Source organism: Moorena sp. SIO2C4 (assembly GCF_010672485.1).
GTDB classification, from domain to species: Bacteria; Cyanobacteriota; Cyanobacteriia; order Cyanobacteriales; family Coleofasciculaceae; genus Moorena; species Moorena producens.
In genome coordinates this window covers 1-13898 of record NZ_JAAHGN010000069.1, presented here as the reverse complement: position 1 = coordinate 13898, position 13898 = coordinate 1, and the positions used below count along the sequence as shown (strand labels likewise).

Genomic DNA, 13898 nt, shown 5'->3' with positions numbered 1-13898 from the left:
ACACAAGTCCTGCAAAGCTCGGGAAAATCGTCCCACTAAATCAGATCAGGGACGCATCCGAACCTGAGTAAGATTGGTTTGCAGCTGCTTGGCGGTTTTGTTTAATTCATGGGCAATGCTATCAGTATCGTCTAGGGTCAATTCCAAGTCGCTGGTAACTTCTTCAATTTGAACAATGGTTTCCATCACCTCCCTTGATAGCAGGTGCAAGTCGCTGTAGGAATCCATCTCTAAGGCATCAAACCCTTGAACAGTAATAGCTAGGGAAGCAGGGGAAGCAGGGGAAGTGTCAGAAGCGGCGGGAGAAGATACAGAAGATGGCAGGAAAAGTCCCTCAGATTTGCTGGTTTCCCCATCCCCCTGTCTTGCTGCCATTCCTCTTGGGGTGGCAATCTGGTCATAAGATGTGCGCAGCTTGTGATTGGAAGCTTCGAGAATATTGACCCGGCGGCTGAGGTTGTCTACTAGGGTGCGCAGTCGTCCCAGTTGCAGCGAAAGACCATTGCGCTCGATAGTCAGTTCTCCAAACAAGTCATTTAGTCGATCCAACTGTCGCACAGGAATGCGCACAGTATTTTCCTGGTGTGGGTCTTTTGAGGAGTCTTCCTGATTGTTCTCCCTCAGGAAGATGGGTTCAGGGGAAGGGGGGGAAGACAAGGGAGGGGGAGAAGACAAGGCAGAGGGGGAAGAGAAGGCAGAGGGGGAAGAGATGTTGAGATTGCTATCCACCCATTGAAATACCTTTACTTCCCCTTGGTCTGGCTGGTCTGGCTGGTCTGGCTGGTCTGGCTGGTCTGGCTGGTCTTCTTGGTCTTCTTGGTCTGGCTGGTCTGGCTGGTCTGGCTGGTCTGGCTGGTCTGGCTGGTCTTCTTGGTCTGGCTGGTCTGCCTCATCCCCTTGTCCGACTAGTTCTGGCTGATCGGTTTCCAATTCCCCAACTAATATAGCTTCCTCTGCCACCCCTGGGTCTGTAACTCCTCCTTCATTCTCCTGAAACTCCCTAGGTTCCAGGCGGCGGGGTAAATGAGTCAGTTGACCTACCAGTACCAAAGCCTGGGATTGCCGCCACACCATTAGAGCTTGTTGGGCGATCGCTTCCACTTGGTGTGGGGCAGCTTCTAGCTGGTGATTGATGTCTTCGCACAACTGGCTAAAAGCCTCAAGCTGCAGCATTTCGCCTAACCCGCCTAATTCTTGAGCCATGATGGACACTTCTTCAAGCAAGCAGGGTCTTTCGGGGTCTGCTAACACCCCTTCTAGGCGAGCTAGACACCCTTCCACTTCTGTTTCAAACAGCATGGCAGTCACATTAGTGCCATCCTCTGCTCCTAGCATAGTCGTAGCATCATCTGCGACCGGGTCCCCTAGAATCTCGTGCAGTTGATCAAATACTGGGTTAGCTATGGTTTCTAGCCACTGGCAGTCTACCCGATTGCCCTGGCGGTTGATATCAAGTACCTGGCGCAGACAGTCTACCCCCTGTAGGAGTAGAGTTTCGAGTTGGTTTTCGATTGCGATCGCATTTTTCTTAGCCTTGAGAACTTTAAATGAATCCTCTAAGCGGTGAGTTAGGTGACTCAAGGTGCCATATCCCATCATCCCAGCTCCCCCTTTGACAGAATGAACTGCTCGCAGAATCCCATCCATTTTCTGACTATCAATGGGAGCGCTGGCTAAACCCAGCAGCACCGATTCAATGGTATCTAAGTATTCCTTTGCCTCTTCGAGAAACTGTAGCTGAATTTCCAGTTCTTTGTCCTGTGACATGTGTAGTGGTTAGTGGTTAGTGGTTAGTGGTTAGTGTTTATTGGTCATTAGTCATAATTCTGAGCAACTTTAAACTTGCCAACCGATGTTTGTAATTCTTCAGCAATACTGACAGTGTCTTGGAGGGAGTGGGAGATATGTTCTGTTGACTGGTAGGTGCGTTCTGAGATTTGGGCAATGTCTTTCATTACGTTTGTCACAGCGCTTGAGGTTTCCGCTTGGGAAACGGTAGCTTGGGATATGGATTGAATGAATTGGTCGATTTGGGTGGAGACGTTGAGGATTTGACGAAAACTGTCTTTGGCTTCTTGAACTAGATAGGTGCCTTCGACCACTTGGGTAGTCCCCAGTTCCATAGCTTCCACAACTTCGGAGGTGCCTTGTTGGATGTTGTCTACAATTTGTTCAATTTCTTTAGTGGCCGTGGCAGCGCGAGCAGCAAGTTCCCCAACTTCTTCGGCAACCACGGCAAATCCTTGCCCGTCTTCCCCAGCTCGGGCGGCTTCTATGCCAGCGTTGATGGATAATAGGTTGGTTTGCAGGGCAATTTGGTTAATAAATGCCACCACTTGGGAAATTTGCTGGGAGGATTCCCCGAGGCGCTTGACTTTTTTGGCAGTTTCTGCTATAGTATCTCTCAAAATTATGATACTGGCAACAGAGCGCTCAATAGCGTGGGTGCCGCTTTGGGCGGTGTTGGCAGCGGTATGGGCGACGGCAGCGGCTTGGCGGGCGTTGAAGGCTACCTCTTGAATAGAACTAGTCATTTGAGCCACAGAATCTAGGGTGTGGGTGATTTCCTGGGTTTGTTGGAGAGCGGCTTCAGAGAGTTGATGAATAGCTCCGGCATTGTCCCCAACGGACTGGTTTACCTGAGTGGCAGCAGTTTTGACTTGGGTAACAATCCCTCGTAGACTTTCGATTACGGCATTGAAGAAGTCAGCCACAGTGCCAATTTCCCCACTGAGGATCTCAGCCCTTACCGTTAGGTCACCTTGGGCAGCTCCTTCCACTTTATTGACCAGTTCTAACAGTTGCAACTGTAGGGCTTCCCGTTGTTGCTGTTGCTCCTGGGAAACTACTTCCGCAGCAGTGCGGGCTTGTTTGAGCTGGTCTACTAGCTTGGCTTGCTCAAGGGCAAAGCCCAATTGAATCGACATCTGCCTGAAAAAATTGATGTCTGATTCTTGCCAATGCCGGGTACCGGAACACTGATGGGCGACCAACAGTCCCAGTAATTTTTCCTCCCCTAAGATAGGGGCGACTAGGTTAGCTTTGACTTTAAACGGTTCAAGTTGACCGAAGTAACAATCACTCAAGCCTGCCTGGTAAATGTTATCCAAGGCAGTAACTCTACCCTGCTGATACTTTTCCACATATTGGTGGGCAAAGCAGGGGTCAGCAATTTCTGCTCCTAGGGATTTAGGCCAGCCATGACCCACAGATTCGGCGACAATGGTTCCTTGCCAATTTTCGTCAAACAGATAGACTAAAACTCGGTCGGTTTTCAGAGCTTCTCGGATGCCACTGATGGCTGACTGGTAGATTTCCTCGACTGTGAAGGATTGCCGGATACCGGAGGTAATCTCAATTACTTGCCCAGCTCGGTCGGCTTCAGCAGTCTTCAGTGTGGCGAGACTGGCACTGCTTAAGGCTAGTCCTAAGTGGGTGGCTAATTCCTGTAGAAAGTCAATCTCATCGGTGCGCCATACCCGAGTCCTAGAACACTGATGGGCTACCAATAAGCCAATTAGATTATCGACCCCCACAATCGGGACGACCAGGTTTGCCTTCACTTGCAGTCGGTTCAACAACTGCATATGGCCCGAGGCATATTTCACCGCTTGGACATCACTGGTGGGCACAACCCGTCCCTTGCGGTAGGCTTCCAGCAATTTTCTGGGAATACAAGCATCAGTGATTTCCTGGGCGATCGCTTTTGGCCAATGGGAGTCTACCGCTTCAGCCACAATGGTTCCCCGATAGCCTGGGTCAAAATAATAGATCACCACCCGGTCGGCAGCTAACTTTTCCTTAGCAGCATTCACCACTAAATCAAAGGCATGGGCTTTCTCATCAGGTTTGGCAGCATGGGTGACAACATCAGCAAATAACCGAGCCTTGTCTAGGGAAGCTTGTTGGTTAGCAACTAGGGTCTGTAGCTGAGATGCCATGCGGTTGATATTTGACCCAAGTACCCCCAGCTCATCGGTTCCCAGCAGCTCCAAACGGGTATCCAGTTCCCCTTCGCCAAGGGCTTTCACTGCCTTGGTAGCTGCTAGCAGGGGACTGGTCAACCGGTTAGCGAGATAGACAGCTACTGCAGCAACTAATAAGGTGGTCAGGGAGGTTCCCAGGGTCAGGGTGAGGAGTAATTGCCGCTGGGGCAGAAATGCGATCGCATCTGGGGTGGCCATCACTGCGACCCAGGGCAGGTCTGGTAAATCGTTGATTTTACTTAAATCGTTGTTTTTACTAAAGGGGGTATACGCTAGCAGATCCTGATGCTTTTTGACCTGATCAGATGTGACTAGAGTATTTGGTTTATCAGCAGTTAGCAGTTCCTTGGCGTCAGGGAATACCTTGGTTAGGGGCTGATTAACGATATTGCTTTGGTTGGAGAGAAAAATTTTACCGTTGCTGGTGTTGATTAAGTAAAGTTCTTCGCGTCCGCGGCCCATCAGGTTGATCGAATCTTGAAGGTATTGGATGGGCATCCGGGATTGGATAACTGCGACCAGCTTTTTTGTATTTTGGTCAAGTACCGGTGCAGCTAAGTAAAGGGATAACTGACCAGACGCATCCGAGTGTATCGGTTGACTAATCGCCGGTTGTTTGGTCTTGATCACCTGCTCAAAATAAGACCGGGAGCTGGGATTATCTACAGGAGTCTGATTAGATTTGGCAATGACTTTGCCGGTTAAGTCGAAAACAGCTATACTGTCGTAGACCTGGTAAATGTCTTGGTAGCGGTTTAATAATAAGGCTTGTCTTTCCGAAAGGGAGCTGGTCTGCTGTTGACTGGAATTAGTAAAAACTGGGAGCGTAGCTAGAAATCGAATATCCGCATAGCGTTCTTGTATGAAGCCGTTGAGTTTGTCTTCTAGGCTAACTACCCTAGCAATGTTGTTTTGGGAAATTTCTTCGGTAATAGATTGGTTGGCTAAGTTATAGGCAATAGAGCCAATCAGTAGTACAGGAATAGTGCCTAGGGTGATTAATAATGATGTTACTTTAGTTTTTAAGCTGAGTTTAAGACCCCCAGAGCTTTTGGAAGTGCTAGGTGGTTCAGTGGAGCCTATAAGCTCAACCCCATCCTGATTGGAGTTTTGGGTTACTTCTGTCCTAGTCACATTTATAACTGAGTCCAATTCGGCATGGTGACGATACCTGTCTTGGGTTACCCCCTGACTAGTTAAATCCTTATTAATTTCATTATTATATATTGATTTATCAAACTGTTTCACCATAAAAAAGCACCATTACCTGGCTACTAACTTAGTTTTTATAAAAGCATTGATATATCTATTATATTTTAAAAAAATGGTCTATTTTCGGATAGTATTAAATTAACAATCAACAATTAACAGCTCCCATTGAGCTTAAGTCAATTCCCGTTAAATTAGGTGTTGTGTAAAAGAGATGAAGCCATAATTGCCAAACCATCTAGTACTAACAAAATTTCTTGCTCTTGCAAAGCGCATCCTCGTAAGTAGGGAACCAAACCCGATGACACTTGTCCCAGTGGAGATTGAATACAATCGGGTGTTAGTCGCAACACCCCTTCAATGCTTTGGACGGCAACCCCTAAAGACGCTGACTGATTACGGAGCGTCACTATGTTGTACTGTTGAACATTGGTTTCTACCGTCGGTAAACCTAGCATTTGAGCTAGATCAATGACCCACAACACACGAGAACGCCGATTCATCAACCCCTGTACGTAGAAGGGCATATTTGGCATGGGGGTCAGACGCTCTTGGGGCAAGACTAGAACTTCCTGGGCTTGATGCATAGATATAACCGCAGGGGTTTGTTCATTTAACAAAAATTTAAGATAAGCATCCCCGATATTATTGTGTTCTTCAGATGGTTTGGTTATACTAGCTAACTGAGACCAGGTCTGGGGGGTATGGGCTAGGGCTGAGGTATTCATTAATTCACAAGTTAACCTATGTGAGGAGACCAATAATTGGTGAGTTTATAATTGGTGAGTTTGTCAAAGTATTGGTTAGGTCAACTATAACCAATAAAATAATCTATAGTAATAACCTATAGAGGGATATGTATTTATAAAACCACCCTAAATGTCTTAATAAATCAACACCGAATTCAGCTTTTTATCCTTCATAGATATAAAGTAGATAGTTACCCAATGATTATTTGAGATGTTTAAACACTATCTTGAGGAGATCGGATTGGTTAAACGGTTTAGTCAAGTAACCAGATGCTCCAACAAGTTTAGCCTTAGCTCGGTCTAGGAAACCAGTATTCCCTGTTACCATAATAATTGGGGTATGTTTAAAAAGTGAATGCTTTCGTAACAGAGAACATAGCTCATAACCATCTAAGTTTGGCATGGCAACATCGAGCAAAATTAGGTCAGGCTTAATGCGGATAACTTGCATTAATGCCCTAACTGGGTCATTAATCATGACAACAGAGAAACTTTTATCTTCTAAGAAGGAGTTGATGGCATTTAAAACACTTGTACTATCATCAATGCAAGCAATCTTGTAAGTTTTACTGGTAGACGTTGGTTGTTGATTAACCGAGGTATGATGCTGAAATCTCTGCTCTAATGGAGCCGAGTTATTTAGAGAGGATTCGTGAATTGAGTTCAATGGTGTAGAATTTCCGATTGGGACTACAGAATTAGAGCTATAGGGATTATTCACTGGCTTTGAGTTAGAAGAGTGCTGATGTTGTAACTGTTCGTAACAGTGTTCAACAATTGTGCGAAGGTCAAGCCTACAAAATTTAGGCAAATCCTCAGATGGATTAGTTTCCAGTAATTGGTAAGTTCCTTCTTTCTCTGACAGCAGAGAACCGATTACGTCTTCAGCCAATTCTTCGATCAGACTTGCTGCCTGAACGGAATTCAGATAATGTTGATTGACCAACCAACAAATTGCTTGGTAATCTGAAGGATAATTTGAATGACTGTTTAAGTTGGCTTCAAAGATCAGGCGAACCTGAACCCGAACCGCACTAACAAGGGTAGGAATTCTACGACTTAGACGAGATAAGTAATGGTCTAGGCGATCAAAGGGGTTGATCGAGTTTGAGCCATAAATTAATTGACCATTTTCTAGATAGATTGACCAAGAAACTGAACCACTAGATACTTGTAAACATCCATTGGCATGGCGACTAGATAATTGAGCCAATAAGGAAAGGGGGTTTAGTTTTTTATCATGCCTGTAGCTATTGATGTAGGTGGAGTTCATTTTTCTCTAATCCGCTGTAAATCAATTGATGAAAAAAATCAATACTAATGATTGATTTGCTTGGGTTAATAGTTAGCTACATCCTAGCTAGAGTAGATTCCGGAAAGTTTTCTTGAAGTTAAATTATTTTTTTAACTAAAAATCGATTTTCTACACAAATAACAGCCATACCCAAACTAAAACTGTACAATAGGTCATGTGATGTGACTAGTAAAAATTACCTAATTAACTTAGGTAGTAGCTGCTTACCTGAATTCTATATCTCAGAAATGAATGGGAGCTGAGATTCAAAAATTAAACGGTTTTAAGTTTTTCCAAAAAAATTGAGGGGTGAATCGTCATTTGCATTGCACCATGACATCCAAGAGTGAAGGGTAACTATAGTAAACTTGGATACACCCTGTAGGGACAGAAAAACTTTCCCAACACTAGATTAACCAAAAATTCACTCGTTGTCCATTATCATAACAAGGTTGTCTATCATCTGTGTAAAGCTTATATAAATAGTTTTTTCAATGGATGAAGTTAGTGTAATTAATCAGTGACTATTTACTGGCTGGCAGAAAATATTACCTAACAAGGGGTCAGGGGAAAAGTCTCGGAATTTATCGTGATAGTCAGAAGTACTGCTCTAATCAATCAGGAGCTTAGCTAAAATCACTTTAAGATTTGGCTAATGACATTAACGACAAGTTAGTTAATATAACCAAAATTGCACTTGTCAATAGCATTATTTTCAAGTTATAGTTGGTGGAGCTCGAATCAGCTGTTACACACTTAACTTGCACACTGAAGTAGGACTAGCCTACGGCAAGTCGAAGAAAGCGTCTACATTTATATAGCCCCTATATAACCCTATTATGCACGAGTTTGGGGGGCTAGTGCAAGATATGAGGTATATTAGTATACTAATATAGTAATTACTTTGTGTGATTGCCAGCAAAGAAGTGCTTTCCATCAGCAGGGTGATTTGGTCAAGACGTTTCCCGCTCTACAGGGAGACGCAAAAAAAATAGTTAGGTTAAATAAGACGTTACTGCCGCAGTCTATCCTGGGAGTAATTGTCCCCCATTATAGGAATAACTTTAGGAATAAACTGATCTCGATGCTAGCTATCGTTAACAATTAACAATCAAGGCTAGGAATGCTGCGGAAGCAGTTCCTACCCCATATCTTGTCGTTTTATCAATTGGTTAGACAAGTATGGGAAGCTATTCATCCCTTACAAAGCCAGTTTAGGTTACATTTGAGCTGAATTTTTTCTCAAGTCCCATTAAATCGGGCTATAGCTATAAACTCAATTCCAAAGGGTGCATCTCATATTTGTAAAAAAGATCTCAATTGTGGGGCGGGGGCGCGGGGCGGGGGCGCGGGAATTTTCTCCCGAATTTTTGCATAATTGCAAAACTGAGATGCACCCATTCCAAACGTATTTTGCTGATCAAATATCATGACTCATTTTGGCATAATTTGTCCTGCTGCTTCTGGTCATCTTAACCCTATCACTACTTTAGGTTACGAACTGAAACAGCGTGGTCATCGCGTCACCGTATTAGGAATTGAAGACCCTCAACCAAAAGTTCTAGCCAGAGGATTATAATTTCAGGTGATTGGCAAGTCTGATTTTCCCAAAGGAACAACAAAAGACGTATTTACTCAACTAGGTAATCTGAGTGGAATTAAGGCATTACATTATACAATGAATTGGTTTTTAAATGTAGCCAAAATGTCTCTTAGGGATACCCCAGAAGTAATTAAAACAGCAGGTATAGAGGTATTGTTAGTCGATCAAGCTTCTCCAGAAGGAGGAACTATCGCTGACTATCTAAACATTCCTTTTGTTAGTGTATCCACTGCCTTAATGCTGAATCGGGAAATAAGTGTTCCTCCCTTTACCACATCCTGAAATTATGACCCTTCATGGCGGGAACTTCTACGGAACAGACTAGGTTATGCACTGGTTTCTTTTCTGGGTAAATCTCTGGGAAAAGTTATTCATGATCATCGTAAACAGTGGAATTTATCTCCCTATAATAAGGTGAATCAACACTATTATCAATTGGCTCAACTTAGTCAACAGCCTGCTGAATTTGAATTTACCAGAAAAGAACTACCGTCTTGTTTTAATTTTACATGTCCGTATCATTATTCAAATTAATTTAGTCTAGAATCAATTCCCTTTACTTCTGAAAAATTAACTTGATAACCGTTAATTTATGCTTCTATGGTAAATCTAAAAACTCGGCTTTTTGGGTTTTTAAAATGATTGCATAAGCTTGTATGGGATTAGATGTTCAATTAGTAATCACTTTAGGTTGGGGAGTTAATCCAGAATATTTGCCAGAATTTCCAGGCAATCCCATAGTTGTTGGCTATGCACCTTGCGTTGCTTAATAATGGAATGATTTTAAGAGTTTTTAGGTGCGCTTGACCTTGGCGAATTAAATTCGCCACGGGTCGCACCTGTGGAATGGGCATCTTGGTGGAACTGGCATCTTGCCAGTTTCAATATATTTTCCGGCGGGCAGGATGCCCACTCTACTCCTATTCATTCGAAGATTCAGCAACGCCCAAACTTGTGCCAGCTCCTGCTCCAGTAATGTTATAAATGAAAGACCCAAATTGTTGCTATGGTGAGTATTCACGTTGAAGACGATCAAAAAACCCTTGAGGTCGAACCTAACCAAAACCTAGCTGACATCTGCGATGAGCATCCCATTTCCCTTCTTTTTGGTTGTCGGGAAGCATCCTGTGGAACCTGTCTAATGGAGGTAGTCAGGGGCATTGAAAACCTGACACCTATCACAGCTGATGAGCAGGATTTGCTTGATGTGTTAGCTCCAGACAATCCTCACGCACCTCTAGCTTGCCAGTGTGTTGTGATGGGCGATATTAGTATCAGTACTCTCAAGGGGTGAGGGGATGAACAGATGAGGGGATAAACAGGTGAGGAAAATTCCCTTTCCACACTATCTTTTGTCCAAGCACAAGAACGGAGGGATGGAGTGATCACCCCATCACTCCATCACTCCATCACTCCATCACTCCTTAAACCAGATATCATTGTAAAAACTCAGGAGTTGAAAGGGGAGCATCGATTCGACGTTGACTAGGCTTGTCAAGCTTATAAATAATCGGTGGTTCTGGTAGCAGCAGATACCGCTTGCCCCAGCCATCATTAATATCCTCAGGTCTAGGTTCAGGTGGTTTGGTCTGACCGGTGGGTAAGGCAACGGACAGAATTTGACGTGCCTGGACATACCGTTGACCATCCGATGTATTGTTGATCAGGCTGCTTGCTAGGGTTATTCGCTGCTTCTTTAAGTCCTCTTCTAGTTCCCAGAGGGACTCTTTGGGGGCGAGGGTGGCTACAAAGGTTACTTCCTCTGCTGGTTTTAGTGATAACCCAAGTTTGGACTGATCCATTTGCCAGACTTCTTGAAACTGACCGTCTGGTGCAATTTGCCATAGTTTCAAGTCGGTCTGCCATCTTCCCTTCTTTACATCGACATTTTGATAAGCCAGAATTGAATAGATAAAATTTGCGTCTCTGTTGAAAGAGAGCTGTTGATTAGGGTGCAAATAGCGAATCGCTGCTACCGTGATGGGAATTTCCTCGGGAAGATTCGTGGTTCCTGCTACGGTGTAGATCCCCGGACGGTCTGATTTGGTCACCCTAAGCTGAAAAATTGCTTTGGAAGATTGACCGAGTAATCGATTAGTTAATTGCCGTCCTGGTAATGGAAGCTGGGTGCATCCATTACTTAAAAGTAAGAGTATAAAGATGCTAAATACCCCTTTTAACAAATGGGTCATATTTTGTTTGACTATTTTTTTTGTACAAATAAAAATAAAGGTTTTGTGCATAGTCGATAGTTGCATAAAATTGTGATTAAATAAAAGTTTAACAAAAAAAAAATTTTTGGGTAATTTTTGGGGATGATTAATGTTAATGCTTGGCCTGGTTAATTTTTATTCATTTATATTTTTTTGTTAGGGTTTTAGCCAGCTATTTATATTATTTATATGATGAATATTTTCATTGATTTAAATATCGCCTAAAAATCATATTTTTTTTTGTTGTATGAATTTGAAAGTGACATTAAGTATAGTAGCATTGGTATTCAATAACATTCAGAAGTTACCAAACCTTATGATATCGGATTAAACCTAAGACTTTGAAAAAACTAATCAAGCTTACTTAATTATATGATATAATTAGCCCCAATTAAAAAAAAAACGGAGCAGCTTTTCTCGGCTGGTAAAACATTTACGGCGGTTTGCATAACTATCAGGTACACAGGATTGTTTTCTCTCTTCCCTCTTCCCTCTTTCCTGCTCCCAGCTCCCAGCTCCGAAGCTCCCTAAAAACCCAGAACTTTGTACCTAACTGAATTGCAAACCGCTGTATTGGCCATAAATGTTAACTAAGCACAATTATATTTCATTGATTGTGGTGCTCATGAGAGACATAAATCAAATCCCTATTGCTATTGATACTAATAATCAACCAAGCATGAGCGCCTCAAAGCGTTCCGTTGAGCTAAGTTACTTATTATCCATTGGCTCGACTTCCCCCTTAGCCAAATGGGGTTTTATAGCCCCGATCACCCTATCACTCTTGTTAGGTGTTGCTAGTCTGAAAACAGAACCAGCCCATGCTTATTTTTCGGGGCTATGTCCTAGTCTTCCGGATCAAATTGTTTCGGAAAAACCTCTTAGCCCTAAGAGCGAAACGTCGAAACCATCACAGCATAACGTCTGGAGCAATACAGACCAAGACCGGCTGGACAGGTTCAACTCTAGCAATTTGTCGGAAAAGGCCCAGGAGGACTGGGCTGTTAAGGATTCATGCACGAGGATGATGGCTAGGTTTCAAGCAAACCCGAACAGCCAATACTACTCGGTTAGCAGCCGACAAGCATTTGGTTGTGGCTACACAAACGAAAGCTGCCTGAGGTACTTTGATAAGACTGTAGGTTTATCCAAGCAATATGAGCCTAAGAGCTTCTACCCCAGTGAAGATGATTGGGTATCGATTGAGCCTAAGAAGCTGGCACAAACCAACTTTGAGGAAGCACCAGAGCGTCCATTAATTCCAGAAATTGACCCTAAGGATGATAACCCGTTAGCTCCGACCCTAAACGTACAAGGTGCCTTTCTGAATCAGGTAGACACATCAGCAAGACTACGGCTGCAAGGAACTTATCCCCTTTCTCCCCATGCTTTGTTTGGTGCCACAGTTGACCTCACCACTGGGGATGGCTTTTCCGACACCGAGGAAACGGGATTAAGTCTCAATGAACTTTACTTTACCACTTCTGTGCCTAGCTATTCTAATCTGCGCTTTGTGGTTGGTCTAATGGATTTGACATCTTATTTTGACCGCAATAGCTTTGCTAAAGATAGCACGACCCATTTCTTTAACCCGGTGTTTCAGACGAATCCTGCTCTGGCAGCAGCAGGTATAGCGTCCCGTCCGGGGGTGCTGCTCAACTGGAATTTAACCGACAACCTGGAAGTAAGAGCTGCGGGCTTTTCTTCAGACCGAGACCTGGATGATTTTGCCTTTGATGGGTTTTCTTCAGAGCTAGCTTTCCGGGTAGGTACAGCAATCATTCGGGGGACTTACCTATCGGCTCGGGATGCTCAGAAAGATGGATTCCAGGAAATTTTTTCTTTGAACCGAGGGGATAACGAGTTTGGTCCGAAGTCCTCTGACCGCGAAGAAGCTTACGGGATTAATGGAGAACTATATATTCCTGCCCTCAAGATGGGACTGTTTGGGCGCTATGGTTGGTACGAAAATCTTGATTTAGATGAAAGCGGGGATACCTACAGTGTGGGTCTGAACCTCTTAGATTTGTTTATGGATGATGACCGACTAGGGCTTGGCTATGGTCGGCAATTGTCTAATGATGACTTGCGCCGGGACGAAGGTAATAAAGTACCAGATGTTTGGGAATTGTTCTATGACGTGCGTGTTTCACCTAATGTGCGTGCAGGTGTGACTTTGCAAGGACGAGATCAGTTTTCAGATACAATTCTTGGTGTTCGAGTCAGGGCTGATTTTGATGTGAGTGATCTCTGGGATTGAGTGCTGAGTGCGTCAGTGCGTCAGTGCGTCAGTGCGTCAGTGCTGAGTGCGTCAGTGCTGAGTAATGGGTTTTTAAAGCTACTCGCTCATAGAATTACTCAGATAGATAGAACATAGACACTGATTCATCCTTGATAGTTCATCCTTGATAGTTCATCCTTGATAGTTTATCCTTCATCCTTGATAGTTCATACTTCATTCTTCATACTTCATGCTTTTGACCAATGAATAACGATTCTCTTGGCAAAAAAAATTTCCACTGGCAGCGTTGGTGGGTCTTTTTGATGGTTTTTGGGTTAGCAGGAGTATTAATCTTCAGCCCAGTTGAATCGGTGGTACCAGCGCTCCAAGCACAAGTTACTTCTGCAGTACGCCGAGGTTACTCTCTGTTAAAGAAAGGATGGGTGGATAATGCGATCGCAACCTTTGAACAAGCTCTAAAAGGCTCTCCCCAATCGAAGGAAGGGAGGTTAGGTCTAGCGATAGCGTATCAGCGAGCAGGGCGAGATGCAGATGCTTGGGCTGCTTATCAACAAGTCCTAGCCATCGACCCAAACAATAAAGAGGCTCTGGAAGCGGTAGGA

General features: G+C 43.9%; 11 protein-coding genes. 5 read left to right on the top strand and 6 right to left on the bottom strand.

What is annotated here, in order from left to right:
- Positions 1-45: 45 nt before the first annotated feature.
- The 4 genes from F6K20_RS06260 to F6K20_RS06245 form a co-directional block, all read right to left on the bottom strand.
- Entirely contained in the window at positions 46-1767 is a 1722-nt protein-coding gene (locus tag F6K20_RS06260) for an Hpt domain-containing protein (RefSeq protein ID WP_287294133.1), read from the bottom strand.
- A 47-nt stretch (positions 1768-1814) separates the two neighbouring features.
- Positions 1815-5237: a methyl-accepting chemotaxis protein gene (locus tag F6K20_RS06255; protein ID WP_287294131.1), complete on the bottom strand. Its 3423-nt coding sequence runs from the start codon at positions 5235-5237 to the stop codon at positions 1815-1817.
- A gap of 152 nt (positions 5238-5389) precedes the next feature.
- A complete protein-coding gene (locus F6K20_RS06250; protein WP_008181153.1) occupies positions 5390-5923 on the bottom strand; it encodes a chemotaxis protein CheW in 534 nt (177 codons plus the stop codon).
- Between the two features lie 223 nt (positions 5924-6146).
- Entirely contained in the window at positions 6147-7217 is a 1071-nt protein-coding gene (locus F6K20_RS06245; protein ID WP_287251932.1) for a response regulator, read from the bottom strand.
- Positions 7218-8667: 1450 nt separating this feature from the next.
- On the opposite strand from F6K20_RS06245, the gene F6K20_RS06240 reads away from it, so the two are divergent.
- The gene (locus tag F6K20_RS06240; protein WP_008181150.1) at positions 8668-8817 is read left to right on the top strand and encodes a hypothetical protein; all 150 of its coding nucleotides are present in this window, start codon (positions 8668-8670) and stop codon (positions 8815-8817) included.
- Positions 8818-8823: 6 nt separating this feature from the next.
- The gene (locus F6K20_RS06235; protein WP_008181148.1) at positions 8824-9123 is read left to right on the top strand and encodes a hypothetical protein; all 300 of its coding nucleotides are present in this window, start codon (positions 8824-8826) and stop codon (positions 9121-9123) included.
- Positions 9124-9527: 404 nt separating this feature from the next.
- Here the strand turns inward: F6K20_RS06235 and F6K20_RS06230 are convergent, their stop codons facing one another.
- Positions 9528-9671 carry a hypothetical protein gene (locus F6K20_RS06230; RefSeq protein ID WP_154659709.1) on the bottom strand — a complete coding sequence of 48 codons (144 nt, stop codon included), beginning with the start codon at positions 9669-9671 and terminating at the stop codon, positions 9528-9530.
- 176 nt (positions 9672-9847) lie between these two features.
- Here F6K20_RS06230 and F6K20_RS06225 point away from each other — a divergent pair, with 176 nt between their 5' ends.
- On the top strand, positions 9848-10135 hold the full coding sequence (locus tag F6K20_RS06225) for a 2Fe-2S iron-sulfur cluster-binding protein (protein WP_287294128.1): 288 nt from the start codon (positions 9848-9850) through the stop codon (positions 10133-10135).
- Between the two features lie 142 nt (positions 10136-10277).
- On the opposite strand, the gene F6K20_RS06220 is transcribed toward F6K20_RS06225, so the two are convergent.
- On the bottom strand, positions 10278-11033 hold the full coding sequence (locus F6K20_RS06220) for a hypothetical protein (RefSeq protein ID WP_143764197.1): 756 nt from the start codon (positions 11031-11033) through the stop codon (positions 10278-10280).
- Positions 11034-11679: 646 nt separating this feature from the next.
- Between F6K20_RS06220 and F6K20_RS06215 the strand changes: the two genes are divergently transcribed.
- Entirely contained in the window at positions 11680-13314 is a 1635-nt protein-coding gene (locus F6K20_RS06215) for a porin family protein (RefSeq protein WP_287294125.1), read from the top strand.
- A 224-nt stretch (positions 13315-13538) separates the two neighbouring features.
- The coding region (locus F6K20_RS06210) for a tetratricopeptide repeat protein (RefSeq protein WP_287294121.1) at positions 13539-13898 on the top strand (360 nt) is incomplete at its 3' end.